At 47.1% G+C, this 25753-nt stretch carries 28 protein-coding genes; 9 read left to right on the top strand and 19 right to left on the bottom strand.

The genetic code is table 11. From position 1 onward, the window contains the following. Positions 1-27: 27 nt before the first annotated feature. Complete coding sequence (locus FXO21_RS20595; RefSeq protein ID WP_149641858.1) at positions 28-561, bottom strand: DUF2911 domain-containing protein; 534 nt, start codon at positions 559-561, stop codon at positions 28-30. Between the two features lie 198 nt (positions 562-759). On the opposite strand from FXO21_RS20595, the gene FXO21_RS20590 reads away from it, so the two are divergent. Then, a complete protein-coding gene (locus tag FXO21_RS20590; RefSeq protein ID WP_149641857.1) occupies positions 760-1728 on the top strand; it encodes a hypothetical protein in 969 nt (322 codons plus the stop codon). Between the two features lie 36 nt (positions 1729-1764). Here FXO21_RS20590 and FXO21_RS20585 read toward each other — a convergent pair whose 3' ends face one another. Continuing rightward, a complete protein-coding gene (locus tag FXO21_RS20585; protein ID WP_149641856.1) occupies positions 1765-2172 on the bottom strand; it encodes a VOC family protein in 408 nt (135 codons plus the stop codon). A 172-nt stretch (positions 2173-2344) separates the two neighbouring features. Here FXO21_RS20585 and FXO21_RS20580 point away from each other — a divergent pair, with 172 nt between their 5' ends. Together FXO21_RS20580 and FXO21_RS20575 are read left to right on the top strand one after the other, a co-directional pair. Beyond that, positions 2345-3034 carry an outer membrane beta-barrel protein gene (locus FXO21_RS20580; RefSeq protein ID WP_149641855.1) on the top strand — a complete coding sequence of 230 codons (690 nt, stop codon included), beginning with the start codon at positions 2345-2347 and terminating at the stop codon, positions 3032-3034. Positions 3035-3116: 82 nt separating this feature from the next. Beyond that, on the top strand, positions 3117-3980 hold the full coding sequence (locus tag FXO21_RS20575; RefSeq protein WP_149641854.1) for an NmrA family NAD(P)-binding protein: 864 nt from the start codon (positions 3117-3119) through the stop codon (positions 3978-3980). Positions 3981-4070: 90 nt separating this feature from the next. Here FXO21_RS20575 and FXO21_RS20570 read toward each other — a convergent pair whose 3' ends face one another. The 3 genes from FXO21_RS20570 to FXO21_RS20560 all read right to left on the bottom strand — a co-directional run bounded on the left by FXO21_RS20570 (position 4071) and on the right by FXO21_RS20560 (position 6248). Then, positions 4071-4829: an oxygenase MpaB family protein gene (locus tag FXO21_RS20570; RefSeq protein WP_149643564.1), complete on the bottom strand. Its 759-nt coding sequence runs from the start codon at positions 4827-4829 to the stop codon at positions 4071-4073. Between the two features lie 85 nt (positions 4830-4914). Beyond that, the gene (locus tag FXO21_RS20565) at positions 4915-5319 is read right to left on the bottom strand and encodes a response regulator (RefSeq protein WP_149641853.1); all 405 of its coding nucleotides are present in this window, start codon (positions 5317-5319) and stop codon (positions 4915-4917) included. Positions 5320-5399: 80 nt separating this feature from the next. Continuing rightward, positions 5400-6248, bottom strand: a complete 849-nt coding sequence (locus FXO21_RS20560) for a GNAT family N-acetyltransferase (protein ID WP_149641852.1) — start codon at positions 6246-6248, stop codon at positions 5400-5402. A gap of 161 nt (positions 6249-6409) precedes the next feature. Between FXO21_RS20560 and FXO21_RS20555 the strand changes: the two genes are divergently transcribed. Then, entirely contained in the window at positions 6410-6838 is a 429-nt protein-coding gene (locus FXO21_RS20555) for a VOC family protein (protein ID WP_149641851.1), read from the top strand. A gap of 154 nt (positions 6839-6992) precedes the next feature. Then, positions 6993-7250 carry a DUF3072 domain-containing protein gene (locus FXO21_RS20550; RefSeq protein WP_149641850.1) on the top strand — a complete coding sequence of 86 codons (258 nt, stop codon included), beginning with the start codon at positions 6993-6995 and terminating at the stop codon, positions 7248-7250. A 7-nt stretch (positions 7251-7257) separates the two neighbouring features. Here the strand turns inward: FXO21_RS20550 and FXO21_RS20545 are convergent, their stop codons facing one another. Further along, positions 7258-8496, bottom strand: a complete 1239-nt coding sequence (locus FXO21_RS20545; RefSeq protein ID WP_149641849.1) for a sensor histidine kinase — start codon at positions 8494-8496, stop codon at positions 7258-7260. A 182-nt stretch (positions 8497-8678) separates the two neighbouring features. On the opposite strand from FXO21_RS20545, the gene FXO21_RS20540 reads away from it, so the two are divergent. Further along, complete coding sequence (locus FXO21_RS20540; protein ID WP_149641848.1) at positions 8679-9644, top strand: 3-keto-disaccharide hydrolase; 966 nt, start codon at positions 8679-8681, stop codon at positions 9642-9644. Positions 9645-9647: 3 nt separating this feature from the next. On the opposite strand, the gene FXO21_RS20535 is transcribed toward FXO21_RS20540, so the two are convergent. After that, positions 9648-10343 carry a DNA alkylation repair protein gene (locus FXO21_RS20535; protein ID WP_225865773.1) on the bottom strand — a complete coding sequence of 232 codons (696 nt, stop codon included), beginning with the start codon at positions 10341-10343 and terminating at the stop codon, positions 9648-9650. 187 nt (positions 10344-10530) lie between these two features. Next, positions 10531-10932 carry a DoxX family protein gene (locus tag FXO21_RS20530; RefSeq protein ID WP_149641846.1) on the bottom strand — a complete coding sequence of 134 codons (402 nt, stop codon included), beginning with the start codon at positions 10930-10932 and terminating at the stop codon, positions 10531-10533. A 210-nt stretch (positions 10933-11142) separates the two neighbouring features. Between FXO21_RS20530 and FXO21_RS20525 the strand changes: the two genes are divergently transcribed. Further along, positions 11143-11856 (top strand): hypothetical protein, encoded by a 714-nt coding sequence (locus FXO21_RS20525; RefSeq protein ID WP_149641845.1) that lies wholly within the window; start codon positions 11143-11145, stop codon positions 11854-11856. Positions 11857-11895: 39 nt separating this feature from the next. Further along, on the top strand, positions 11896-13266 hold the full coding sequence (locus tag FXO21_RS20520) for a thioredoxin family protein (protein ID WP_149641844.1): 1371 nt from the start codon (positions 11896-11898) through the stop codon (positions 13264-13266). A 3-nt stretch (positions 13267-13269) separates the two neighbouring features. Here the strand turns inward: FXO21_RS20520 and FXO21_RS20515 are convergent, their stop codons facing one another. Next, on the bottom strand, positions 13270-14628 hold the full coding sequence (locus FXO21_RS20515) for an acyl-CoA dehydrogenase family protein (protein WP_149641843.1): 1359 nt from the start codon (positions 14626-14628) through the stop codon (positions 13270-13272). Between the two features lie 139 nt (positions 14629-14767). Between FXO21_RS20515 and FXO21_RS20510 the strand changes: the two genes are divergently transcribed. Then, positions 14768-14971 (top strand): hypothetical protein, encoded by a 204-nt coding sequence (locus FXO21_RS20510; RefSeq protein ID WP_149641842.1) that lies wholly within the window; start codon positions 14768-14770, stop codon positions 14969-14971. Positions 14972-14973: 2 nt separating this feature from the next. On the opposite strand, the gene FXO21_RS20505 is transcribed toward FXO21_RS20510, so the two are convergent. The 10 genes from FXO21_RS20505 to FXO21_RS20465 form a co-directional block, all read right to left on the bottom strand. After that, positions 14974-16680, bottom strand: coding sequence for a glycoside hydrolase family 9 protein (locus FXO21_RS20505; RefSeq protein ID WP_149641841.1), 1707 nt, complete (start codon positions 16678-16680; stop codon positions 14974-14976). 102 nt (positions 16681-16782) lie between these two features. Then, positions 16783-17196, bottom strand: coding sequence for a Dabb family protein (locus FXO21_RS20500; protein WP_149641840.1), 414 nt, complete (start codon positions 17194-17196; stop codon positions 16783-16785). Between the two features lie 87 nt (positions 17197-17283). Next, complete coding sequence (locus FXO21_RS20495; protein WP_149641839.1) at positions 17284-17847, bottom strand: DUF1697 domain-containing protein; 564 nt, start codon at positions 17845-17847, stop codon at positions 17284-17286. A gap of 216 nt (positions 17848-18063) precedes the next feature. Beyond that, complete coding sequence (locus FXO21_RS28820; protein WP_192579279.1) at positions 18064-18228, bottom strand: hypothetical protein; 165 nt, start codon at positions 18226-18228, stop codon at positions 18064-18066. 22 nt (positions 18229-18250) lie between these two features. After that, positions 18251-18730: a DUF6934 family protein gene (locus tag FXO21_RS20490; protein ID WP_149641838.1), complete on the bottom strand. Its 480-nt coding sequence runs from the start codon at positions 18728-18730 to the stop codon at positions 18251-18253. A gap of 82 nt (positions 18731-18812) precedes the next feature. Further along, positions 18813-19859: a DUF6807 domain-containing protein gene (locus FXO21_RS20485; protein WP_149641837.1), complete on the bottom strand. Its 1047-nt coding sequence runs from the start codon at positions 19857-19859 to the stop codon at positions 18813-18815. A 39-nt stretch (positions 19860-19898) separates the two neighbouring features. Further along, entirely contained in the window at positions 19899-21239 is a 1341-nt protein-coding gene (locus FXO21_RS20480; RefSeq protein ID WP_149641836.1) for a Gfo/Idh/MocA family protein, read from the bottom strand. Between the two features lie 114 nt (positions 21240-21353). Next, on the bottom strand, positions 21354-22721 hold the full coding sequence (locus tag FXO21_RS20475; RefSeq protein ID WP_149641835.1) for a 3-keto-disaccharide hydrolase: 1368 nt from the start codon (positions 22719-22721) through the stop codon (positions 21354-21356). 165 nt (positions 22722-22886) lie between these two features. Then, a complete protein-coding gene (locus FXO21_RS20470; RefSeq protein ID WP_149641834.1) occupies positions 22887-23801 on the bottom strand; it encodes a TIM barrel protein in 915 nt (304 codons plus the stop codon). Between the two features lie 106 nt (positions 23802-23907). Beyond that, positions 23908-25743: a RagB/SusD family nutrient uptake outer membrane protein gene (locus FXO21_RS20465; RefSeq protein WP_192579278.1), complete on the bottom strand. Its 1836-nt coding sequence runs from the start codon at positions 25741-25743 to the stop codon at positions 23908-23910. Between the last annotated feature and the right edge of the window lie 10 nt (positions 25744-25753).

The raw sequence follows: 25753 nt of genomic DNA, 5'->3' as shown, positions 1-25753 counted from the left end.
CCTGCACGACTGGCAGGGCTCCGGGTATTACTTAATTGCTACCGGGACTTCCGTATTATCCCAGCGGAGCACAAATCCGTTGGCGGTTACCTCATAAGCGAGTTTTTCGGCCATAGAACCACTTTTCATAGGCTTTGCTTTGACCGTCAGCACGTCTTTTGCCGGGTCTTTGGACGTATCTCCTCCCCTCTTGATCCCCCACTGACCGGTTTCCGAGTTGAATATAAACGACCACTCGTTTGCTCCGGGAATCGCGTAAAGGCTGTATTTACCTGCTTTCAGTGCTTGCCCTTCTACCATGATATCTTTATCAGTCTGAAAGATAGTAGCTTCATTCGCGCCTGCCCGCCATACCTTGTCATAAGGAACGAGCTCGCCAAATATCTTGCGTCCCTTTACGGAAGGTGCGGAATAACTGATCGTAATAGTGGCGCCACCTGCTTTTCCGGTTGCAGTTTCGGCGGGGCTTGGCTTGGGTTTGTCCTGCGCCTGGCTCACATTGGCGGTCAAAGTGCCAGCCAGCAACAGTGCAAAACCTTTCAGAAGTGTTGTCGTTTTCATTTCAAGTGCTTTTTAGTTTTAGTTAATATTAAATATTTTACTAAATATCGCGAATTTGTGATATAAATGATACTGATAATAAAAGTTGTCCGACTTATCATTACTTGCCTAATAATCATCCTTTTACAACCATTTTTCGCCATTTGTTTTCTCTATCTCCAAATCACATTTGCTATCTTCAACCTGACTTCCTGCGCTATGAAAAACCTCGCCCTTTGCCTGCTGTCGCTGACTTTCTTCCTCTTTTCTGGTTGTGATCGCGATAATCACAGCAACCGCGTAAATATGATTATCGGCGACCTCAGTTTTGTCGAAACTTATGGTTTTGAGCCTGATGAAAATACGGACAATGATTTAAGGATCAGAACGCACCTTCAATATGTCGAGCGGCTTCTTCGGAGTAAGGATATTTCTTTTTTATCAAAAGAACTGAAAAACAAAAGGACTGAAATGCTGGACCTCCTGCACCAGTACGCTGGTAACGGTAAGTACCCAAGAAACTACGATTATCCGGAAGAAAGCAAACCTTGCTTCATAGATAAGGACGGAAATATCTGCGCAGTGGGCTATCTGATTGAGAAAACAGCGGGGCGGAAAGTGGCCGAAACGATTAATGCCAGCCACAAATATGAGGCGCTAATGGACATAAAGAATGCGGATATAGATCGCTGGATCGCTTCCAGCGGGCTCTCGAAGGAGGAATGTGCAATGATCCAGCCGACTTACGGCCCGAACGGTCCGGGACCAGGACCGTCTATGCCTGCCCCGAACTACCGCTACAGAATGAAATCGGGTTTCGTAATAAGTTCGGGAATCCTGATCGGCACGAACGTTGGGCTTAATGTGCTGAACGAAACCAATATCGCAAATGGCAGTACCAACAAGTCAGTTCCCATTGTAGGGCTCCTTACCGGTGCCGGTCAGATTGCCCTGGGTGCAATTGGATATCATCCGGATAACAGTAAGAGCGTAGACTACAACTATTCGGATCAACGCACACTTTCACTGATCAATATAGAGCTGGGTACTGCGTCCATGTTTTTCAGCGGGCGAAATCTCGTGCGGCAACAGAAAATGGCCAGACGGCGAACATCCTGGAATGTTTTCAGTTTCCCTGCGGGACGGAATCAAACAGGCGTCGGTTTGAGCCTCAGCAGGAAGATTTGAAATGTGAGGTCGGTATTCGCAACCTCACATTTCATACTAAGCAATCCTGATATCTACCATCCAGTCAATGCCGAATTTGTCCTGAAATGCTCCGTAAATATCACCCCACATTTGCCGGTCGATCGGGATTACAATAGTGCCCCCTTCGCTTAATGCATTATACTTTTCACGCAATATTGCCTCGTCGAAACCGCTGAGGGACAGGGCGATCTTTCCGGCTCCAAGCGACATTCCTTCGGGCGCGTCACCACCCATGAATTCGACGGAGCCGCCCATAAGCGTGCCGTGCATGATTTGATCGCGGACTCCGGCAGGACAGTTTCCGTCCATATCTCCATAAGTCATAAAATTCAGCTCCCCACCAAAAACGTTCTGATAAAACTCAAACGCCGCCCGGCAATTTCCATCAAACATTAAATACGGATGCAAATCTATTTTTTCCATCGTTTAAAAAATTTACGACCCTCAGGCCAGGTGAAAATGTGATATGCAAAGATAGAATAGCAGTTTGGCAGGCAGCAGGTGGATACACGACAATCTGAGGGGGACTTTGGGACAATATTTTTACAACTTTTTCCAACCATTTACTGTCATCCTGAAAAAACGTTCTACCCCTATGAAAAACGCAATTCTACTGCTCTTGTCCCTATTTTTTCTAGCCCGATCGCTTCACGCCCAGGAGGCACGTTCTTTCAGGAAATTTGGCCTGGGTATTTACGGCGGGCCACAGATTTTGGGGAAAATATATGACAATGATAAGCTCTCTAAAATTTCAGGCGCTGCTGTCGGGCTGGACTTCCGGTATGCATTCTCGAAGGAGCCGCAGGGATTCTCGTTGCATTTTCAACCCGCGTTCAATTCTTTCCGTGAGTTTTCGTCGGAAGGTGCCAATACGCAAGTCTATCGGGAAACGACATGGCGGTGGAAAGCTTTTCATCTGCCACTCCTGGCCAGGTACACGATTTCTTCCGGCAAAGTCCGTCCCTTCGCCGAGCTCGGCCCTATGCTCAGGTTCCGAACCGCACTGACTGTCAAGCAGGGAGGCACGATATGCGGCGTCGCAGGCTGCGGCCCAATAGGGTTAGCCGATAACATTCACCCGGAAACCAGCCGCGATCCGGTAGGTTTTATCGCGGGTGCTGGCGTGGAGGTTGATCTCTGGAAAATCACTGTTCCCGTTGCCGTCAGGATTCAGGAGGGCTTTGGTACCTACAAAATGGAAAGTGTCCGGTATGACGGACCCTATTATTATGAAAAGTTCAAAACCAGGACGATACAAGTTACCGTAGGAGTAGCCTGGCCATAATGCCAGCACACTTTTGATGCAAGAATGCCAGTCGCTGGCATAGGATTGTTGGGCTTGGTGGGTTCATCAAACTCAATAAACTATGTACATCATACTGGGAGCAACCGGACATGTCGGAACGGCAGTCGCTGAAACGTTACTCGCTCGGGGTGAGGAAGTGACCGTGATTACGCGTAATGCCGGCAAGTCGGACGATTGGCAACAGAAAGGCGCGAAGGTCGCAGTCGCTGATATCCGCGATGTGGAGGGATTTCGTCAAATTTTACAAAAAGGGAAAAGGTTATTCTTTTTAAATCCCCCGGCCCCTCCGACATCAGACACCATCGCAGAGGAACGGAAAAACATGCATGCGATTGTTTCTGCGTTGGAAGGTTCGGGTTTAGAAAAGATTGTGGCGCAGTCTACTTATGGCGCTCAGGATAAGGACGGTATCGGCGATCTGGGCGTGCTTTACGAAATGGAACAGGCGCTCGCCAAAACCAATATTCCCACCACTATTCTGCGCGGAGCCTATTATATGAGCAACTGGGACGTATTTCTCGAATCAGCCAGAGAGGAGCAGAAAATTTACACATTGTACCCTGCCGATTTTAAAATCGCGATGGTAGCCCCCGAAGATATTGGCCGTTTTGCCGCCCACTTGTTGACTGAGGCGGTTGAAAAAACAGGGCTGCATCACATTGAAGGACCTGCTGTGTACGCTCCGGCTGATGTGGCAGAAGCTTTTTCGCAGGTTTTGGGCAAAAAAGTAGACACGGTAGTCATACCGAGGAATGAATGGGTCTCTTATCTGACAAAAATGGGCTTCTCTCAAAAAGCCGCAGAATCCATGGCCGCGATGACCGCCGTTACACTGGATGAGAAATATGACTTAGGCAGTGCACCAGAGCGCGGCCAGACTACAATCCGGGCTTACATCAAAAAACTCGTCAAAGCCACCACATGATCACCTAATTGGGCGTGCACTGTTGCATGGTTTTCTAAACACCCTGCATACTATACGCTGCCAGAAGCCTGCAAATTAAGTATGCACGGATCATATCGCGTCCAAACTCAGGATTTGCGGCTTGTATGCTTCCGGCAAGATTAGATTGCGCAGCAAGTTCTGCAGCCTGATTTTTCGCAGTGCCTGATAAAGCGGCAAAATAATACCTATTACCGGTCCGCCGCCCAGAGCGAGCAGTTCATTCACTGTGGCGGGGGTAATCTGCGCCTGTACCTGTTTGAGCAGATGATAACGCCCCAGGCCCAGGTGCTTTTTGTATTGTTTATATAGATCGATCGAATAGTTACTTTTTGCCAGATTTTCGAGCAAATGCTCCCTGCGCATTACCTCCCATTCTTCAAAGGTGGCGGGTAAACCCCTAATGCCCATTCCGAGCCCGACCCGGTTAAAGACATCGAAAATCTCCGCTTTCTCGCCGGTACTCAGTTTCCTTTCCAGCAATTCAAAAGAGCGGATGGAATAATCGATAAGCATAAATAATACATCCCTGTAAGCCCAGTCCGGAATTTGTGCACCGCGTTTGTTTTCAACTTCCTTATGGATCGCCGCAATCTGGTTTATAGCCCGGACAGCGTCATCGTGTTGTGCAAAAACAATCTTGCGCGCGTAAGTTACTGTAGAAAATAACCGGCCCAGCGGGTCTGCCGGAAGCTTTCCGGTAAAGTACAGCCAGTCCACTGCTTTATTAACAGCAAATTCGGCGGAAGCCCCTGCAAAAATGAAAAGGATCGTGTCCGCCTTTCCCCAGATTTCCCGCACGATGGAACCTTCTTTTACAAACCATTTCATGCACAAATCTAACACACAAAAAGTACTTTGCAATGCAAAGTTGTACAAAATTTGCATGTTTGCTCAGGCTCATTCATTACACCGGTTAATTTTTCCCCAGGAACCTGTTGATAATCCCTTTTGCGATTTCGAGCAGGGCTGTGAAACTGTTAGGTTTTACAAAGAAGTCGTCGGCTCCCGCCGCCAGCGCTTTCTTTTTGAGTTCGGGATTGCTGGAAGTCGACAACATCACGGTAGGCAGGTCGACCAGCTCCGGATCAGCCCTGATTTCTTTAATTGCTTCTATGCCATTCATTTTCGGCATATTCATATCTACTACCACTACGGTTTCTGACAGGTCGTCCGAGTTTTTTACATTCTCGATCAGCTCCTGACCATCCTCCGCTTCTATGACGGTTACATTCGGGTTGGCTTCTTCCAACGCGTCTTTAATCAGCATTCTGTCGTCCTCGTCATCGTCCCCGAGATGCACTGTCTGCCCATTTTCCATAATACTTCAGCAAAAAGACAAATATATCAAATGATTGTGGTTTATAGAAGTGTGGAAAACATGCAAATTAAATCAAACGGCTATCCTTTTTCCGGCCCGAAACATGCCCAGATTGACTGAACAAGATCTTCAATTTTCTGACCGCGATACATTCTGATAAAAGACCGCTGTTTCACAAATCCACTCGCCTCCGCCCACGAAATTGACTGGACATTTGCTGATGGTATATCAATAAACACCCTTTCCGATTGGTATTGCGCACTCATTCTGGCAAGCAGTTCCAGGGCAGATTCGGGCATAGCGGATATTACAGGCCCAATCTGGAACGCATAAGTGCCCGGCCTTCCGGTTGCGTATGCTTCTACCTGGCCGTTTTTACGGTATTTACATAAAATGGGTGAACCTTGAATGCGCAATGCCGACAGCAACGCTTCCCTGCCAGTTTTAGTAGCTTGCCTGTCCAGCCCGGCAATATCCTCTATTAATTGCCTGGAAGAGGTCTCAGCTAACACATGGTTGTCGAGAAGCGCCTCGCGCCGGAACCTGATCACTTCATATTCATCCTCAAAACCCAGCTTTTCGTATAAACCCTGCCCCAGAGAAGTTGCATCTAGCCGGATCGTCGCTATTTTCCGGCTTTCCAGGTAAGCAATCGCATGTTCGAGTAATTGCCTGGCAATACCCTGATTGCGGAACCGCTTATCGACCAGCACCATCGCGATCCAGGCAATGGAGCCAAAGCAGCAGGTTGTGGTGGTTGCCACCGGTGTATGACCTTTTTCCGCTATGAAACAGCCTGTCGGTTCCAGCTCCATAGCCCGCGACCAGTCGGCATCGGTCTGGTTCCAGCCGGCTTCCGCAACCAGCCTGTGGCAGAAAGGCAAATCTCCGGGGTTCAGTTGCCTGATGTGGATCGATACTTCGGCCATGACTGAGATTCCATTTAGAACAGGCAATTTTAGTAAAAATTAAGCAATGTTGTCTCGCACGCCCCCTCAAGATGTCCTTTCCGAGGATGATTTAAAGCTTCCGGACCCAGTAGTTTTGACGTATCAAAATCATTTTGAAAACAACTAACCTTATTTTCGTCATGGCTAAAATAAACACCTACCTCAATTTCGACGGTAACACGGAAGAGGCTTTCGACTTTTATAAATCTGTCTTAGGCGGAGAATTTTCCTCGGTTCACAGAATGTCGGACATGCCCGGCGCAGAGCAGCTTGCTGAAAATGAGAAAGGCCGGCTCATGCATATTTCACTGCCGATCGGGAAAGACGGCGATATTTTAATGGCATCAGATATCCTGCCTTCCATGGGCCATAAACTTAACACCGGCAACCATTCCTATATTTCCGTTTTTACAGAGAACCGCGAGGAGGCCGACCGGCTGTTCACAGGATTATCGGCAGGCGGAGAAATTGAAATGGCAATGGAAGATACTTTCTGGGGCGACTATTTCGGAAGCTTCCATGATAAGTTCGGTATCGGCTGGATGATCAATTATCCCAAGCAAGATTAACGACAAAGACAGATAATCGGAAAACCTCCGGCGGCTACGCATTCATTGCATAGCTGCCGGAGGCCTTTTTATGCTGTCCCTGCTTGATGTATCTTATCCGATAGCTCCGACTGGCTCGGTTTTTTTGATACCCAACTTAAAAACATCAACAAAAATGGCTGCTAACGAGAAAAACAACCAGGCGGGTAAAGAGAATGCCACTACTACCGAAAATGCGGAGATCAAGGGATCAAACACCGTCAAAAATCCAGATGAATGGACAACCGGCGACGAGCCTATGACCGGTGCGCAACAGTCTTACCTCAAAACGCTGTCCGATGAGGCAGGCGTTGAATTTGACAGCACATTAACCAAAGCAGAGGCTTCCAAAAGGATCGACGAATTGCAGCACAAGACAGGCAGGGGATTATAGGGAAAGTTCATTTACGAGGCAGCGTTATCGAAAAGACAGTCCCTTTTCCTTCCGCAGATTCAGCTTTGATGTGGCCGCCGTGGTTATTAACGATCTTGCGGCAATAGGCAAGGGAATGTCCTTCCGTTTGCCCGTTTTTGTAATCAGGAAATTTTGAAAAAATATTGAAGATCTTTTGCAGCTGCACTTGTGAAAAACCTCTGCCATTGTCCTCTATCACGATTTTAAGCACATGGTTCATTTTTTGTTGACCATTCCTTTCCGCAATTTCATTTTCATTTTTTCCCGGATGAATGTGGATTAAATGCTGCCCCCCTCCCTTTGCATATTGAATCGAGTTGGTGACGAGATTACGGAAAAGTTGCTCCATCTGAAAACGATTTGCTGTTATCGTTGGAAGATTTTCAAAGGTTATCTGAGTATTTGTGGTTTCCAAAAGCAAAGACAGCAATCCCGAAACGTCAGACACTACCTGATTTAAATCGACCGTTTCAAAATTTGTTTCATTAAATAATTCCGTAAAGTCCGAGAGTTCTGTCACGATCGCAGAAAATTCCGCAGCACAGGAATCAACTCTGGCGGCGTAAGCCTTCACTTTGTCCAGCTCATTCTTGTCCACAGCATTCAGCATCATTCCCGAAAAAACACGCATCTTACGAAGTGGTTCCTGAAGGTTGTGATTGGAGATGAATTGGAACTGATTATTAATATTAATTGAGTCGGCGAGCTGGTGGTTGACTTCGTTGAGTGTTTGCCTGGTTCTCTCAACAGACTCGATACTCTGCAAATGGAATGCGATCAAATCGACAAACATGTTAAACATGCCCGTTATCTTAATGTCACTCAATACGGCCGGTCTGGGGTCGATTGCGCATAATGTACCAAAGAACTTACCGTTTTTTAAAATAATCGGGACAGAAATGTAGCTTTTAAACCCGTACATTTTGGGTGTATGGTGCTGGCAAAAGTTTGGATCCCGGTCAACATTATCGATCACGACAGCCTCCCGGTTTGATCGTATTTCATTACAGATCGTCGTCTCCAGTACCAGCTCACCGCCTGGTTTGAGTCCAAATTCAATTTCATCCCTTACACTGCAAGCCACCCACTTATCCTCTGTTACTCTAGCGATCGCTGCAAAGCCCATCCCGGTAGTACGGCAAATTACCTCCAACATGGTGGGTACGATAGATATCTGTTCAATTCTCGCAATATCGTTCAGTAAATTGCTATCAAGGTTGCTCATTCGGGGAAACGTAGTTTTTCAAAAATAACCAAGTTCTGGTCCGAAAAAAAGAATTATTCAGCTCTTTCAGGAATATGCACGTAGCCAAAATTTTGAAGCATCTATAAAGCTCTGAGCAGGCGAAGTAGCAGCTACTTTCTCAATTTTTATCCATAAATTGACCGTTCTTAATTCTAATAGTTATGATCAAAATATCCCGACTTAACCTTAAAAGGCTCTTTTGCCTTACATTAACAATCATTTCAGCCTGCACAATGCAAATCAGTGCGGAAGCTTTCAGACCACTCGCCTCCCCACTTGAAGGTCGCTGGGACATTACTGTCGACATGTCCGGCAAGCCCGCACCTTCCTGGCTGGAAGTGAGGCATTCGGGTACCAAAACGCTGGTCGGACAGTTTACCGGATTTTCCGGCAGCGCCCGGCCGATCTCGGAAGTACATTTTGCAGATGGGAAGTTCAAATTTGAAATTCCCCCGCAGTGGGAACGCGGCGACAAGTATCTGTCTGTAGAGGGAACCTTGTCCGGCGAATCACTGACCGGCTCGATGACCACTCCGGACGGAAAAACTTATACCTGGAAAGGCGTCCGTGCACCCTCGCTGCGCCCGAAAGCAATGCCTGCCTGGGGCTCCCCGATCAAACTGACAGCTGGCAATGAGATCAAAGGTTGGCACGCAGTGGGTGGCGAAAATCAGTGGATAGCCGAAAATGGCATTCTGCGCAGCCCAAAATCAGGCGCCAACCTGATTACCGATCAAAAATTCAATGACTTCAAACTGCACATTGAATTTCGCATTCCCAAAGGCAGCAACAGTGGTGTGTATCTGCGCGGAAGATATGAAGTGCAGGTGACCGACAGCAAAGGAATGGAACCTGCCCTGGATCAGATGGGGGCCGTTTACGGATTCATAACGCCAAGCGAAATGGTAGCCAAAGAAGCGGGTGAGTGGAATACGCTCGACATTACGCTGGTAGGCAGGATGCTCACACTGGTTGCAAATGGAAAAACGGTGATCAGCAACCAGGAGATCCCAGGTATTACCGGTGGAGCGCTGGATAGCAACGAAGGCGAACCGGGGCCCTTGTATATTCAGGGTGATCATGGGCCTGTTGAATATCGAAACATTATCATTACCCCTGCCAAATAAACTTCATTTTACGTTTTTGAGCCCCATATAGTGGCTCCGAAGCGGCTGTTCGAAATGCTCTAGCGAATAGCGTAAAAGCGTTCTGGGCATGATGGCGGCATATTTATCGAGGAAGTTAAGCAGTTGCGGGCGGTGAACCTGTCCCGCGCTGCGTAACATCCAGCCAGTGGCTTTATGGATCAGATCATGTTTGTCTTTCAGCAGCAGCTCGGAAATTCGAAAAGTATCTCCAAGATCGCCCTGTTTAATGAAATAGCCGGTGCTCACAATAGCTGTACGGCGCTCCCAAACATTTTCCGATAACGCGAGTTCGTACAAAATATCTCTCGGCTCTCCCGACAGATACAAATACCCTCCTACTACGTGAGGGGCGCAGATATCCACCAGGTCCCAGTTATTGATACGCGTGGTATTACGCAGATATAGCTCGTACATCTTCTTCCGATGAACCATCGGGGCTTTTTTACTTCTGGCTTGCTGATTAATGATACTCAATGCGCCTGTCCGTATCTCGTGAATCGGACTTTGTAAAAGTTTCTCCACTTCTTCCAGCGGCATAGCCAGGTAGGCTTTGGCAAGAGCGAATATTTGTCCCATCCTAACCCCCATGAAAATATCGCCTTCCCCATACTCTCCCTCGCCTGTCTTAAAATACCGCATCAGCTTCATAGCTTCCGCTGGTGACCGGTATAATTCCATCTGTCGGGAAAATTCGGCGGCTGTTGGATTAATTGGTTTTTCGACTGGGCGGATGTCAGACATGATGATGAGCGTGTCATGGTGGTATCTCAAATATAGCAAATGTTCCGGTCGACAAAATACAAACGCGACGATGAGCAACTGTCATCGCCGCGTCGTTCTGGCCGGCGGCACGATTTCGCTGGATTCAGGAAAAAATCAGTTTTCTCACTTTTTCGTCCCGCAGACCAAGGCCGACCCAGATTAGTATTCCAAATGTAAGGGCAAAATACAAAGGCTGACCGGCCTGGACCATGATCGCAATTGCCCCGCCGAGGTACCCGGTTACTAAAATCGCTCCCAAAACAGCAGTTCTGGGGATTATGTAAAGTATCGTGCTGACCAACAGCGCTATTCCTATGCTCTGGACCTGATCAACCGGCCAGCCTAGCTGGGCAGATCCTTCCATAGAAATTGGATGTTTTATTACTTTCATAATCGCATCGACCAACAGGAACAGGACGCACAATACGCTGATGATCTTTCCTGCCAGAACTCCTCCTTTGCCTGACCGGATTTTTACGGGCTGATTTAACATAGTAGCTTCCATTTTTTTTAAAGTTTAAGTGTTTTTGTTTGAACCGATTGAATGATACAAAGCTATATTGCCGCTAACCGGAAAACGCTGTGCAAATCCGGCAATCAAAGGGGGCTTTTGCGACATTGAATGAAATAAATTCTGGCATGTCTTTTTTTACCTAAAAAATCAGCCCGAAATGACGTTTTTCGCGTAGGCAATCTCTCACTTCTCTGACTATATATGCTTGACCGCATCTGCATCGCACTGGTATTTCTGATTATCCTGAACGGATGCAAAAGCGCCAAAGACAGTCCGAAATTCAATTTCGCTGACGGCGTTTATCACACTAAAATCAAAGAGGTTAGGCAACAAGTCTACATTGAGAATACCGAAGACTCGATTGTTGTATATTCTTTGAAGAAAGGATGGAAGCGGCTGGATCTCAAAAGCACAGACATTGAGAAAAAAACCTATCCGCATAATGCCGGCAAAAAGACATTGGGTGCCAACCGGTATTGGCAAAATGGTTTCGATATTGATATCCTTACAATGCCGCTGAAATTTCGCCCTTCCCAGCCATCTTTTCCCAGCCAGTTCAGTAATAATGTGAATGGAGTGGTGTATCTCGGCTATCGAAGTGACATTTACCGGCTGTCATACAGCAAAACCCCCATCGGCAGGATCACGCAGAATGTAAAACACTACGGAATATCGGCGGGTTTTGTAACCGGTTTGGGAGGCACTGCCATGAATCCCTGGGTAACCAATAATGCGCTTTCTATTGAATATGACGGTCTGGTATGGTCAAAAGGCATTGCGGTGTTAATGGGGCTGAACCAGATCACCTTCGGCCTGGTAGGCGGGATCGACCATCTTCTCGATAAAAACAGGGTGCATTGGATTTACCAGGGCAAACCTTATCTGGGGCTCGCCGTGGGCTTGAACCTGAACTAAAAAACCTATTTTTGGCGTGAACTCACCATTTCTCTCTCCATGAAATCACTTGTATTTCTATTTTTAACACTGAGCTCCCAGCATGTTTTCTCCCAGATCAAATTTAACGACAGCAGTACGAGCTGGCAGGAGCTTTCGGGTCAGGCGCAGAAGGAAGATAAACTCATTTTCGTTCACTTCGAGAGTAACTCCTGCCAGCAATGCAACGAAGTCGCTTCTCAGGGTTTTGACAATTCGCAGCTGACCGAAAAGTTCGCCAAAAACTTTATATCCATCCGGCTGAATGTGGAGACGGAAAATGGAAAGGCTATTAAAGACACGTTGCAGGTGCAGGGATCGCTGATTTCTGTATTTGCGGATGCATATGGAAATATTCTGGAACGGCAAAACGGATCAACCAATAATGCGACTGTATATTCAGATAAGGCAGATGTTGCTATTAGCCGGAAAGGAAAAAAAGGTATTACCGCATATTCGAAAGAATATCAGGCCGGTAGCCGGTCGACGGGATTTTTGAAAGAGTACCTGGACATGCTGAAACAGCTGGATATGGACAATGGTGAAGTACTTGACGAATACACGGCCCAACTTCCGCCGGATTCCCTGAAACATTTCGGAATAGTGAAATTCATTTACCAGCAAGGCCCCACGCTCGACAGCAAAACCTACCAGGCGATCAGGGAATTCACGCCACGGAAATTAATTGACAGCCTTCACAGATCCGTACCGTTTCAGGAAGCGGTAAACCTGAACAACGGCATTATTGGCCACTCCATGCGTAAAGCAATCATGAAAAAAGACCTGGTACTAGCCGAAGGCGCCGCGTGGTTTGCCCGGGCCACGTACGACCGTGACCCGAAGCAGGGCCAGATAGCATATGAAAAGAATATGCTTTTTTATCTGCATGCCACGCGGGACTCGACAGAATATCTGAGACGCGCCGCCCGGTTTATTGAACGATATTATTTAAACATCTCGCTGGATTCATTGAAAGGACTTGATCAGGCAGAAAAAGATAAAATGTTGGCTGTCAAACCAAAAATGAAAGATGGTGTGACTGTTATGAGTTTTAAATTTACCAACCCGTCCCAGTTTTATCCCATGGAACTGAACAACAGGGCGTGGCATTTTTACCAATTGGCTTCCCGCAAAGAAGACCTGGAAAAAGCTTTGGAGTGGTCGAAACTGGCGATGGAATGGAGTGAGGCATTATTACTGAACGAAAACAACACTTCCATTAACGGAAACCCCAGCTACGTGGACACCTATGCACACCTGCTCTACAAGCTGGGCCGGAAAAATGAGGCGATCGAGTGGCAGACGAAGGCTTTGGAACGACAGAAACGCACAGGCCAGCCGCACGGTGCTATGGAAACAGCGCTGATTAAAATGAAAGCCGGCACCCTGTAATTCTCAGACAAATGCACTTTCGCCCGTAATCGCCCTTCCGACGATCAGCGAGTTGATCTCCTTGGTTCCCTCGTAAGAATAAATTGCCTCGGCGTCGGCGACAAAACGCGCAATATCGTATTCAAGCAATATTCCGTTCCCGCCGAAAAGCTCGCGGGCGTGGTCCACGATGGAACGCATGCGCAATGTGCAAAACACCTTCGCGAGCGACGCGTGCTCGTCTGTCAACACGCCGCTGTCCTGCAATTGCGACAATCTGAAAACCATCGTCTGCATTGCCGTCAAATCGCCGAGCATGGTCACGAGCAAGTCCTGTACGAGCTGGAAACCCGCAATCGGGCGGCCAAACTGCTTCCTTTCCATGGTGTATTTCAATGCAAGCTCATAAGCCCCGCGCCCGCAGCCTACTGCCTGCCAGGCAACGCCCGCCCGCGTCATACGAAGCACATTGGCGGTATCTTTAAAAGAATTGGCATTTTGCAGCCTGTCCGATTCCGGAACAATGCATTCGGTCAGGGTAATTTTTGCATTCTGGACCGTGCGAAGCGCCATTTTATCCTGCATTTTCTCCGCTTTGAAACCGGGGTTCTCTTTTCTTACTATAAAACCCTTCACCTGATTATCGTCCAGATCGCGCGCCCAGATAATCGTTATGTCAGAAAATGTGGCGTTGCCGATCCACTTTTTCTGACCATTGATCACCCATTCGTCTCCGTTTCTCTTGCAGGTAGTTGTCAGCCCGCCTGCGACTCCCGAGCCTACTTCCGGCTCTGTCAGACCGAAAGCCCCTATCATATCCATTCGCTGCATAATCGGCAGCCAGTATTGCTTCTGTTCTTCGGACCCGCACAAATAAATGGAGCCCATTGCCAGCCCGCTATGCACGCCGAAAAACGTTGAGATCGACGAATCAATGCGCGCCATTTCCATGGCGATAAACCCTTCCAGCAGCGCCGACATCCCTGCACAGCCATAACCCTTGTAGGTCAGTCCGCAAATATTCAGTTTGGCCACCAACGGAATGATGTGCATCGGGAACTGTGCATTATTCCAGTAATGATTCGCAATCGGCTTTATTTCAGTTTCCATGAACTCCCGCACTTTGAGCTGGATCAGCTTTTCTTCTGGCAAAAGTGTTTCGGTAAGTTCGTAAAAATCCCCATTCACGACCGGCGGCGCCTTTTTCTTTCCCGAACCTGACTCCATAAATTTCAGCATCTTGCCCAGGTCTTCTTCACTCATCTTCGACACAATTCCCATCAACTTATTCAGGTCAACCTTTTTCGAAAGCCTGCTGACCGCTGCCAGATCGATGGTTTTCAAAATATTACGCAATTGAGAAAAAGAATCAAACAAGCTCATAATACGAGAATTGGTTATTGTTGCTGAAAAGGAAAGACCACAAGCCGGGAAATCTATTACGATTGCTGCAATTTTCGCGCCTGTTTCCACATTGCGGGAATGAAAATTGCCTTATGCTTTGTAAAAAACCAGAGATACCATGAGCACTAAAACTGAAAACGAAGAAGACATTGAAGGCAGCACTCCCTCACCCTCCGGCCCGAAAGACCATTCCAGGCATCAGGATGACAGCGACAAACCGTCGAAGGTTTTAAAAAAGGAGGCTATAAGGGAATCTGAAAAAGACAATATGACAGGCAAGAAGGGCTATAACGAAACGCCGCCCACTGTTCCCGTAAAATAAATTCATTGCTCCATAATAGCCTCTATTGCCGCCGCCAGATAAACCATAGGCGCGTTCCAATTGATCGCGATTTCGTTTGAAGCGTAGGAGCAATTGTCATCCGTGAATGATTCGTCGGCAAACTTGCTCGTGTAAGTCTTGCATTTGTCTTGCTGTGCCGGATTCGGGCCGCCTGACAGCAGGCCGGGTACAGGATCTTCTATGCCGTCGGCAACCGAAGGCCTGTGATGCGGATGCATAACTCTTTTAGAGCCGAAGCCGGTCAGAAAACAGTAGGTCGTCGCATTTCTTCCTAACAAATAATCCAGATTACCGAGCGCGGCATTCAGATACTTTCGGTCTTTGGAAATTTTGTAAGAATACAAAAGTGCGATACCCTGATTTGCGGCAACCGAGCTGCTGCCCCAGGAATAATCCTTTGCAGTTTTACCCATTACGGTATGGTAAGGCTGCTTTTCAATATCCTTCAACAGACCGTCGGCAAAGCGTCTGACATTATTTCTGATCGGATCGATCAGGGCACCTTCCATTTTCAGCCTTTCAGCAGAACGGATCAGGGTATAGTAACCCATTGCATGCACCATACTCCACGTAGGCAATGTCATGGGCTGCCCTGATTTGAGGTCAATATTTTTCAGGTAGTCAGCCTTGCCGGTGGTAGCGTACATTTCTGCGGCAGCCCAAAACCGCTCGTCTGCTGCGTTTCTGTCACCGTATGCGCCCGTTACCACGTCCGGATCAAATTTCCGGTTCACTTCATCCTGGTTATAGAAAATGTCCGGATGTTTGCCGGCCCATTCCCAGCCTTTCACCGCAGCTACCAGACAGGAATCTGAAAGACCCGGTAGTTTATTTTCAAAACCCTTCAAAATCCTGCCCGCCTGAGCCATTACGGCTACGAAATCGAGGGTTGCCACAGTATTTTTCTGAACAACATACCTCGGCTTGTCGCATTGATCTGGCATCACCATTCCATCGAAACGCGGATTGGTCAGCTTATGATAAACACCGCCGTCTGCCGGGTCCTGCATGGTCAGCATCCACCGCAGGTTCCAGATCACTTCGTCGAGCAGGTCAGGGATGGAGTTGTTATTTTCCGGAATATTGGTGTTGAAATTCTCGAAAAACAGTGGAAAATCTTCATACAACGAAAGTAATGTGCCCATTGTAATTCCCGAGTTAACAATGTATTTGTTGTAGTCCCCAGCATCATACCAGCCTTTTGGCGAGCTGATTACGAAATTCTCCGCGCGACCATCCGACACCGCGGAAGGATGAACGAGCACTTTGTGATCAGGATGCCCGGCAGGCCGCGCCCACTTTCCGGCAAACTTTTCGGGCAGATCAGTGGAAGCACGCTGGTAATAAAAGCCCTTCAGCGAAGCCTCAGCGACTTCCCGATGGATCTTTGCCTTAATTTCAAATACAGCCGATTTACCCAGGCCGCTCACTTCTATGGTATATTTTCCGGTTTTTTTGAGATTGGAAAAGTCCGCTACTTTACTGATTTTTCCTGAATGCTGATTTTGTCTGGCTGGCCCCAGTTTCCCTTTAAAAACAGCCTTACCTGAGGGATCTTTTACCAAAAAATCAGTGAAATTGTCGCCCACAACTACCGCAATCTTTGGTGCAGCCGGGTAAAACCCAACCTGATTAAGCCGGATATCGGAGGAGTATTTCTGAGCAACCAAAGGTTTCCCGATCTGCATGGCAAAAAGTAAAACTGATGCTGTGCAAATCTGTAAAAAAGGCTTTTAAACATACTGGATTGAAAGTTTTCGTCTATCAGGAGTAAAAGACCCTTTCTGTTGCTACCCTACTTTCTTCGGTCCGACTGAATCGTAGACTACTACTTTTTCCCACAGGTGACTATATTCTTCGATAAAATCCAGATGGATCGGGTGGGTTTGATAAATCTCTTCTTCAATGATATTCTTGAAAAAGCACATCCACGAAAAGGTATAGTCACGCACAATTACGGGGCGATTAGTCTCGGCCGGCTTTCCTATGTGAACATATTGAATAGCAGGTACTTTGGCGAGCTTGTTCAGTCCTTCCAGCAGCTTGGCTTCGTCCTGTGCATTATGCGGGTCTTTGAGGTAAAAATATACGTGATGAATAAAAAGCTCCTTTCGTCTCTCAGGTGCCGCAGCCATTGGACTTACCGATGCGATTGTTGCCAGACCAGCATTCCGCAGAAACTTACGTCTTGAATTGTCTTTCATGTTTGGTTAAGTGTATTACATGGAGGAAAAACTGCATGGAAGGGATTTCCAGCCAAGAATACGACTTCTTTGCACATAATCAAAGTGTCATTGCTGCGTTGAAAGCGCTTCTGCCAGCCTCACCAGCTCGACTACCGTCTTCCAGTTGCGCGTCGTAGCGGTGACTTTCAGCTTATTTTCGAAGAAATTGTTATTGAGTTTCGTGCGGCCGTAACCGTCGGGGCAGAAAAGATAGATTGTATTGCCGACCAATATAAATTCATCCGGCTTGTACTTATCTCCGTCAATTTTTCCAAAAGCTTCCTTGTCCGGAATTTCCGACAAAAAAGTGGCGTGAAGCTTGGTAATATCCTCATGCTGCAATTCCAGAAACGGATTTTGCTCCAATACCGACCGCAATGCAGCGAGGCTCAGCACAATAACCGGAACATCGTAGCCAAATGCATTTTCTATTGCGGTTTTAATCCGGGCTGACACCTTTTGTTCATCAGCCTTTTCCGTATTAAAAAGTACGTTTCCGCTTTGTATATACGTTTTGCAATCTTCAAAACCTTCCTTCTCCAATAACGAAACCAAAGCCGGCATTTTTATCAAATTATGCCCGCTCACATTAATGCCACGAAGGATTGCAACGTAAGTAGACCTCAGCATTCAGGATTATGAAGGTTTTTTGTTACTGTTCAGGATGTGGTCGGGAATTGGGTTTCTTTCAAGAAATATGCGCGCCTCGTCTGCTTTCTTCTCAAAGAAATCTTCGAACTTACCTTCCTTAGAAAACTGCAACTTTCACAGATTGCGTATTTCCGACTTTTTCCGTTGCAGTCCTTTCGATCGCAGAGGCATAAATTCTTAGATTGCCACTGACTTTCAATTGTTACGCTTTATCTCTTCAAAAGGAAACGGATTTTCTTTCAAAGTTGCCCTCATCTGCATAATCTTCTTATCGACCGCAGACAATTTTTTCACTGGTTGTTCTGTTTGTGCAACTCTTAGTTTCTCCGATTTCGTTGTGCTAATTTTTGCAACTTTCATGATAATATGAATAAGTACTATTTCAAATATAACGAAGATTTGAATACAAAATGAAGGCGCGGTAATTGACACCTACCTCAAAATCAGTCCAGTTTGATGTGTGACAAGAAGTAGGCTCTGCCCGCAATCCTGATATTTTGATATGCTTTGGAACCTCAACCAAATATTTACAGATGCCCATTTGATACTTCCTCGTTCTTGAAGGGGTGCTTCCCTGAGCAAAAACAAAGGCACCTGGATGTCGCTCCAAAAAGTCAAGAGCTGTCTTGGCAACAGTTGACAGGATACGGTCTGCATCCCCATTTCTCAGTTCTATACTATCGTCAATATCTTGTACATCCAAACTCCAAAGCCCAAAAGCCAAATTATAAAGCTCATCACCGGATTCACCGGATTCCCTTGAAAAAATTATTCGTAATTCAAACATGCCACGCGGACCAGTACTAAAAAATTGATACGTATGTTCATTCAACCGATGAACATGATACTTCGGTACTTTCATAATTAGCGTGCGGAAAAATCTTCCAAAAACAAAAAAAGCTCCGGCGTGAACCGGAGCTTTTCATCATGCTGCAAGATAAACCTTATTTCGACTTCGCATAAGCCGCGGCCAGCTCGTTGAGCGTGGCATCTTTCAAATGCTCGGAAGCAATTACCATACGGTAACGAAAGGTCGTCGACTCGCCTTTTTTGAGTTTAAAATTCAGAACATCCTTCCCATCGCTCAGCGCTTTCATCCCCAATGGGTTCACTGCAAACAATCCATAACCCCGCGCATGCCAATATGCAGGATAACCGACATTTTTAGGATGATCGATGATCGCGACGCTGATATTCTCGTCTTTAATTTTACCTGTCAGATTACACCAGATCGCTCTTTTGCCCCAAACTGCCTCTCCTTCCACTCCGTTACTGTTACGGTAGTTTCCGGTGATACCTTCATTATTCAGAACCGGAACCTTGGTGGCGATACCGCCTGCGTCTGTAAAAATCTCCGGCTTGTTGGAAGGCAGTTCGAGCTCCCGCGCTACACGTATCGCATACATTCCGTCCTTGATATCCGGCATTGCTACTTCATCCAGCACGGCTGTTAAGGTAGTACTGCGATCAATCATACGCGTTTCGCCTTTTCCGCTGAAGGTGTAGGTAGTGGTTTCCTTTAAAGTCAGGGTACCGTTTTTGTCAACCCAGTCGGCGGTGACTGTCAGCTCGCCTTTGTCTTTGCCGCTTTTGACGGAGGTGATGCCGGTATGCAGGATCGTTCCGTAAGCGCGCTTCGCGTGGTCAACGGCGTCGGAATTGTTCCAGTAATCATTACCGTTCACATCCTCATAATTCAGCCAGATCCCGACGTGGTGCGGGTGATCTACGCGCTCGCCGGGACGAGGATCCAGCGGCCAGCCCCTGGTAATAACGGTTCCCCTCGCAGTTTGAACAGGATAGAGAACCGCTTTTTTCAGCACCTTTTCCCCCGGGTAGTAATATGCGGTAAAAGGTTTACCGTCAATTTTGACCTCAACCTTTTTTTCTGCTTCATTCTTTACCAGATCTACTTTTTGCGCATTCGCCAGGCCAGCCAGCGCGGCAAGAGAAACGGTCGCCAGTAAAATGCCTGTGTTTTTTAATTTCACTTTGTCTTTTGATCTAATTTGAAAACAAAAACTGCATTCCTAGCTCAGGATGATTTCGCGTTTCTTTGGATCCCAGCTTACTCTTTTGCCCGTATGCAAAGCCTCGGTGGCCATGATATTCGCGACGGAGTGGTTGAAACCAACGCGTGCGGGGGCATTCGATTCTTTCCGGCTGCGGATACAATCCATCCAGTTGCGCATATGCAGCGAAGTCATCGGGTCGGCACCTGTGTTGGCGTCAGTCGCGATTTTGTCGCCGGTTTTCAGGGACATTTCAGGGAGCAAGTTCGCCTGTAAACCCATTCCCTTGGCATCTTTTTCTTTCAAGCCGCCTTCCGACGTAATCTTATTCGTATCCAGGTTGATCATACCACCATTTGAATAGTAGTACTCTTTCACGCCGCCCGCTTCATTATTGAAACGCGACGAATAGATCACCTGAAAACCTTTGCTCTTATCGTCAAAAGGACCATATTCAAATGCGGCGCTGAAAGTGTCCACATTGGTACGACCGTCTTTCCAGGTGTAAATACCACCGTTTGCCACTACATTACGCGGCGCGTCCAGTCCCGAAAACCAGTGGACGGTATCAATCTGGTGTGCCATCCATTGTCCTGGAATACCAGATGAATATGGATAGAAAAGGCGGAATTCAAGGTAGTAGCGTGGGTTCCACTCTACTTTCGGACGGTTCATCAGGAATCGGTCCCAATCGGTATCTTCTTTGCGGATCTGCGAAACGAGCTCTTTTCTTCTCCACCTGCCTGGCTGGTTTACATTCCAGGTCATTTCAACCGTAGTAATATCTCCAAACTTGCCGGATTTGATATATTCATAAGCTGCCCAGTAGTTCGGCGCGCTGCGGCGCTGAGAACCTACCTGCACGATCTGTTTCGAACTTTCCACCGCTTTCAATGCCACTTTTGCATCTTCCAGGGTTTCGGCAAAAGGCTTCTCCACATACACATCCCGGCCCGACTTAACTGCCTCGGCGCAATGCAGTGCATGTTGAAAATCCGCCGTACTGATGATCACCGCGTCCACATCCTTACGACCGAGCAGTTCTTCGTTGTTACGTGCCTTTATAAATTCCTTTGATGCATAAGCCTTGTCTTTCATAAACGCAGCCGCTTCGTCGCGCCGACGGTTCCACAGATCAGATACGCCCATAAATTCGAAATTCAATTCTTTGGCGTGATCAGAAAAACTGGGGGCCAGTGAGCTACGAAAACGGTCTGAAAAGCCGATTATCCCCACACGCACGCGGTCGTTCGCACCCAAAATCCGACGGTAACTCGCTGCTCCGAAAGCGTTGGCACCAACCGCTACACCTGCGGAAGCCAATGCTGCATTTTTTAGAAATTCCCTTCTACTTTTCATCTTTTATAAAGGTTAATTTTTGATTGTCAGGCGTGATTGCTGAACAGCAATCAGTTGTAAATAATAGCTGCCGGTTTATCTACTGTAATTTTTAATCTTTTTTAGGCCAGAAATTCAATTCAATTCCCGCACTTTTAAACTCCTGAAAGAAACATTGTCACCGTGGTCCTGCAATAGCAGATTCCCCTGGGTCGACATGCCGAAACCTTCAAAATTTTTGAACTTGGAACCCATCACGAACTCCTTGAACTGCGGTGAGCCACGTACATATTCCACCACTTTATAGCCATTCAAAAAGTGTTGAACAGTACCATCTTTCTGAACAACAATGCGGCCCTGGTTCCATTCGCCGATTTTCTTTACCGAATTTTTCGGCCTTTCGGCGGGTATCACGTCGTAAAACGAAGCGATCGTCCGGTTACCATTTTTACCCAATTTTGCGTCCGGATGTTTTTCGTCATCCAATACCTGGTACTCGCAGCCTATTCCGGATTTTCCTTTTGAATTGAATTTCTGGTCAACAAAATACTTCACCCCGCTATTTGCGCCCTCGGTAAGCTTGAAGTCGAACTCAAACTCAAATGCGGGGCCGTACAGCTTCTCTGTCACAATATCATTTCCTGTTTCTGAACCATCTGATTTTGCAATCGTAATGGTGCCGTCTTGATAAGCCCAGCGTTTGGAAGGAAAATCGGTGCCGCCGTAAGAGCGCCACTGATCTGCTGTTTTCCCGTCGTAGAGCAGCGACCAGCCCTGGGCTTTTTCCGCTGCATCGAGTGCATTAGGAATCAGGTTTACAATACGGATATTCGTTGCAGGGCTCGGTTTCAGGTTTGTTGTCTGAATGCGGACATTTTTCCAGCTTACCTGCGTTCCTTCGAGGTCCTTACTACCGATAGAATGCACCTGCAGACAAATAAAGCCGCTGGCAGTCATATCATCGACCAAATGTGCGACCGGCACCCCATTCAAAAACGTACGGATCGAATTGCCGATCGCCTCGATGCGGTATTTGTTCCAGGCTTCTTTTTTGAATGCTTTTTTAGCTTCCGGGTTCAGGTCGAGCGGGTAAAGCCAGCCGCGGCGGGCCTCGTCGTACAAGCCGGCTGAATAAGCGCGGTCGCTTGGGTCGATTTCGACCTGATACCCGTGAACCCGGCCGTTCTGATAATCCGGTTTGGAAAGACTGCGTATCTGAATGCCGGAATTAAGTTTGTTATCTACTTTTACTTCCAGTTCGAGGATAAAATCACCGTAATCCTTTTCGGTAGTCAGAAATGAATTAGGCGTTCCCATGACAGAAGTACCCACTATCGTCCCGTCTTTTACTTCATATTTCGCCTGTCCGTTCAGCTGTTTCCAGCCGGTCAGATCCTTTCCGTTAAATAGATCAACCCAGCCGTTTTTAGACTTTTGAGCCTGCACCTGACACAGTGTAACGAACAATAACATGCCTGCCAGGGTAATTCTGTATTTTTTCATTGCGATACCGGAATATTTGATATAACTAAAACGGAGCGTCTTGCCATATTTTGATAAACGAACTAATTGAATAACTACCCTTACAAATGCAGTTAGGACTAGTAATTTACTTTAAATGCACGTTAAATGCATTAAAACACGGCTCTTCAAAACATTTACAAATGTTTACACCGGATATTTCAACACCTCAGTAATGTATTTTTTATTAATCCCGGCGCAGATCAGCGGGGACTTTTCCGGATCAGGCACACCGTCCAGTTCCACGACCGCCCAGCCTTTGAATTTAATCTTGTCCAACGAAGCAAACACAGCCGGAACGTCCACCCTACCCTGCCCCAGCTCTACAAACTTGTAGCCATTTTTGGTCTCCGCCGGTTTGGTATCTTTCAAATGCAGGGAATGCAGAATGCTTTTATATTTGATGACAGCATCCTGAGGCTCTCCGCCTCCTTGCTTGTAATGTGCGATATCGAGTAACAATTTAATATACCTCGGATCCATTGCCTGCACTATCACATCCACTTCTTCCGGCGTTTCGCCCAGCTGGTTCATGTGGTTATGATAAACCGCCTGTACACCCAGATCCGCCGTTTGCTTACCGATCTCGTTCATTACCTGGGCCAGCTTTTTCAACTCCTCAGTAGTTGGCTGCCGGTCTTTCGGCCGCAGACTGTTGGTCAGCTGCAATGCATTTCCTCCCAAAGCTTTCACAAAACTCGCGTGTGCCACGTGCGTATCTACCGTACTTTCAAACTTCGCCGGGTCAGTTTCCACATTCCCGCTTGAAAACATAGCAAGCGTCAGTTTGTGTTTCACCAAAGCATCCTTCAACTCCGAAACCTTATTACGGTACGGCCCGAAAGTATTGGCTCTCAGCTGGATACCTTTAAACCCCAAACCGGCCAGATCTGCAATGGCCTGCTCGTCCTTGCCTCCCCAGGTAATCGACGAATAGCCGATTTTGAAATCTCCTTTTTTCAGAAATGCCTCAGCCCAGCTATCAGCTGTGACCAATGCAGCTCCGGCGGCGAGTGAATATTTCAGAAAATCCCTGCGGTCAGGGTTAGATGTAAAATTCATTTTCATATGGTTTTTTATATAAAGTCAATGTATTGTTACATCATAGACTACATAAACAAAGACAGCCCCTGAACGGAGGGGCTGTCTTTATTGGGAGTATGCGAAACTATTCCGGCAAACTTGTCAGCGGCGGTACATTTCGTTCGTAACCGGCATACCCTTTGTTTTGATTGATAATACCCCGCGTATTACCCTGGATCGTCGGCGATGGAATCGGCCAGAGCACGTGATAAGGGCTGATCAGGTATTCGTCGCCATGCCGGGTTTTTACGCCTTTATTATAGAAGTTGTTTTTTTCCATAATCCGGTCATAAAAGAAATTGTTGTCAGAAAAATCATTCAGATTATACGTTTTTCCGTTATAAGCCGGCTTCCCGGTCATCGCCAAAATATAGGAAATGCGCGTCAGCTCAGTTTTGCGCGGTTCTTCGTAATACAATTCCCTGGCGCGCTCATCCAGTATAGTGCCGATATTGATCCTCGCCGGGGCGATTGGTGCAGCACCGGCACGGGCACGTACTGCATTCAGGTCCTTGGCTGCATTGGCAAGGTCGCCTTTCCAGAAATATGCTTCTGCTCGCAATAAATGGGTTTCTGCTAGCCGGAACACATACCAGTCGGTATGACCTCCAGCAGCCTGAACTCGCTCTGGGTCGGGGACAAATAATTTGTAATGCGGCCAGTCAAACCAGCAGCGGATCGTATCAATAGTGAGTACAGCACCTGTATTAGTCCGTAGCTGAAGATTTTTACCATAGTAAGGGTCCTTACCTTTCAGGGCCGGATTATTGTAGACCAGATCCTGCATACGCATCCAGTTCCCCGGCGCGTGACGCAGATCATTTTTATCGTCCCAAACCGCGTGCGTGGAATACCACGTCGGGCGGAGCCTGCCTATTCCACGGCCCACTTTGTTGACCTGATCAATTTCAATATTGTAAGTATCGATCGTCCCTCTGTTTCCGGTCGGCGTATTGATATTGTTGAACCAGAACGGTACCCCGTTCCGCATACTCTGAATCCCTCCTTCAAAGTTTCCGTCGATCAGCAATCGGTCGATTACAAGCAGTAGTGCTTCTGTATTGTTTGCAAGCGATTTATTTTCCGGACGGTGCAAATCCCAGATCACATTCCGTGTCGCATCGTTTTGGTTCACCCCGAATCTCGATGTCATCAGCTTGTGTGCACCTCCGTCGATGACATTACCAGCCGATTTGATCGCATCATCAAAAAGGCCTAGCGAAAGGTTGATTTTGGTAAGCAAATGACTAACAGCTCCTTTTGTGACCGTACCTTTATCCGGGTTTGCCGGTACCCACTGTTCTGCAAATTCCAGGTCCTCTTTCATCTTTTGCAAAATGACCTCTCTTTTGGTGGAGTAGAAATCCAGTTTAGGCTCCACTACTTCATCCAATATCAATGGAACATCTCCAAACTGGTGAACAAGGCGATAATAGCGGAATGCCCTGTGGAAATACGCCGCTCCCAGGATTTCATTCTTTTGCTGTTCGCTTGCATATTTAGGCTGGTCAATTCTGGAAATAGCCACATTCGCGTATTTGATACCCTTGTAACCTTCCAGCCAATACCAGCCTATTTTGTTGTAATCCGTATGATTCAACTGGGCATCGGGCGTTATCTGAAGGTTCATGTTCTGCGCCGGGCCTGATTTATCCGTAGTACCTTCTACGGCAATATCCGAGAAAATACTTTCGGTGAGAATCGGCGGATTATCTCCATACCATTCATAACGCATATTGCGCTCACAAGCGATCAGCGTTGCGCGCAAGCCTTCCGGATCGTTGAATGTATTTTCCGGGGCAAAAAAGGATAGCGGTTTGGGTTCGAGCCGCGATTTATCACAACTCAGTAGCGAGGCGAAGAGCATGAAAAAGCCTGCCGCCTTCCGATATCCGGTGATTTTAGTTGCTATTTTTTTCATAGTAAGCTTT

Origin of the sequence: Dyadobacter sp. UC 10, assembly GCF_008369915.1 — a bacterium.
Classification (GTDB): Bacteria; Bacteroidota; Bacteroidia; order Cytophagales; family Spirosomataceae; genus Dyadobacter.
Note: the sequence above shows the minus strand (reverse complement) of the source record. Positions and strands in the feature narration are given on the sequence as shown.

What these genes read in the sequence shown, in the direction of transcription:
- FXO21_RS20520 (WP_149641844.1), top strand. Translation starts at nt 11,896, where the DNA reads ATGAAATCACTTGTATTTCTATTTTTAACACTGAGCTCCCAGCATGTT.
- FXO21_RS20530 (WP_149641846.1), bottom strand. Translation starts at nt 10,932, where the DNA reads ATGGAAGCTACTATGTTAAATCAGCCCGTAAAAATCCGGTCAGGCAAA.
- FXO21_RS20475 (WP_149641835.1), bottom strand. Translation starts at nt 22,721, where the DNA reads ATGAAAAAATACAGAATTACCCTGGCAGGCATGTTATTGTTCGTTACA.
- FXO21_RS20535 (WP_225865773.1), bottom strand. Translation starts at nt 10,343, where the DNA reads ATGGAATTATACCGGTCACCAGCGGAAGCTATGAAGCTGATGCGGTAT.
- FXO21_RS20580 (WP_149641855.1), top strand. Translation starts at nt 2,345, where the DNA reads ATGAAAAACGCAATTCTACTGCTCTTGTCCCTATTTTTTCTAGCCCGA.
- FXO21_RS20595 (WP_149641858.1), bottom strand. Translation starts at nt 561, where the DNA reads ATGAAAACGACAACACTTCTGAAAGGTTTTGCACTGTTGCTGGCTGGC.
- FXO21_RS20515 (WP_149641843.1), bottom strand. Translation starts at nt 14,628, where the DNA reads ATGAGCTTGTTTGATTCTTTTTCTCAATTGCGTAATATTTTGAAAACC.
- FXO21_RS20560 (WP_149641852.1), bottom strand. Translation starts at nt 6,248, where the DNA reads ATGGCCGAAGTATCGATCCACATCAGGCAACTGAACCCCGGAGATTTG.
- FXO21_RS20490 (WP_149641838.1), bottom strand. Translation starts at nt 18,730, where the DNA reads ATGAAAGTACCGAAGTATCATGTTCATCGGTTGAATGAACATACGTAT.
- FXO21_RS20540 (WP_149641848.1), top strand. Translation starts at nt 8,679, where the DNA reads ATGATCAAAATATCCCGACTTAACCTTAAAAGGCTCTTTTGCCTTACA.
- FXO21_RS20500 (WP_149641840.1), bottom strand. Translation starts at nt 17,196, where the DNA reads ATGAAAGACAATTCAAGACGTAAGTTTCTGCGGAATGCTGGTCTGGCA.
- FXO21_RS20510 (WP_149641842.1), top strand. Translation starts at nt 14,768, where the DNA reads ATGAGCACTAAAACTGAAAACGAAGAAGACATTGAAGGCAGCACTCCC.
- FXO21_RS20480 (WP_149641836.1), bottom strand. Translation starts at nt 21,239, where the DNA reads ATGAAAAGTAGAAGGGAATTTCTAAAAAATGCAGCATTGGCTTCCGCA.
- FXO21_RS20545 (WP_149641849.1), bottom strand. Translation starts at nt 8,496, where the DNA reads ATGAGCAACCTTGATAGCAATTTACTGAACGATATTGCGAGAATTGAA.
- FXO21_RS20565 (WP_149641853.1), bottom strand. Translation starts at nt 5,319, where the DNA reads ATGGAAAATGGGCAGACAGTGCATCTCGGGGACGATGACGAGGACGAC.
- FXO21_RS20505 (WP_149641841.1), bottom strand. Translation starts at nt 16,680, where the DNA reads ATGCAGATCGGGAAACCTTTGGTTGCTCAGAAATACTCCTCCGATATC.
- FXO21_RS20495 (WP_149641839.1), bottom strand. Translation starts at nt 17,847, where the DNA reads ATGCTGAGGTCTACTTACGTTGCAATCCTTCGTGGCATTAATGTGAGC.
- FXO21_RS20585 (WP_149641856.1), bottom strand. Translation starts at nt 2,172, where the DNA reads ATGGAAAAAATAGATTTGCATCCGTATTTAATGTTTGATGGAAATTGC.
- FXO21_RS20550 (WP_149641850.1), top strand. Translation starts at nt 6,993, where the DNA reads ATGGCTGCTAACGAGAAAAACAACCAGGCGGGTAAAGAGAATGCCACT.
- FXO21_RS28820 (WP_192579279.1), bottom strand. Translation starts at nt 18,228, where the DNA reads ATGAAAGTTGCAAAAATTAGCACAACGAAATCGGAGAAACTAAGAGTT.
- FXO21_RS20590 (WP_149641857.1), top strand. Translation starts at nt 760, where the DNA reads ATGAAAAACCTCGCCCTTTGCCTGCTGTCGCTGACTTTCTTCCTCTTT.
- FXO21_RS20525 (WP_149641845.1), top strand. Translation starts at nt 11,143, where the DNA reads ATGCTTGACCGCATCTGCATCGCACTGGTATTTCTGATTATCCTGAAC.
- FXO21_RS20470 (WP_149641834.1), bottom strand. Translation starts at nt 23,801, where the DNA reads ATGAATTTTACATCTAACCCTGACCGCAGGGATTTTCTGAAATATTCA.
- FXO21_RS20575 (WP_149641854.1), top strand. Translation starts at nt 3,117, where the DNA reads ATGTACATCATACTGGGAGCAACCGGACATGTCGGAACGGCAGTCGCT.
- FXO21_RS20570 (WP_149643564.1), bottom strand. Translation starts at nt 4,829, where the DNA reads ATGAAATGGTTTGTAAAAGAAGGTTCCATCGTGCGGGAAATCTGGGGA.
- FXO21_RS20465 (WP_192579278.1), bottom strand. Translation starts at nt 25,743, where the DNA reads ATGAAAAAAATAGCAACTAAAATCACCGGATATCGGAAGGCGGCAGGC.
- FXO21_RS20555 (WP_149641851.1), top strand. Translation starts at nt 6,410, where the DNA reads ATGGCTAAAATAAACACCTACCTCAATTTCGACGGTAACACGGAAGAG.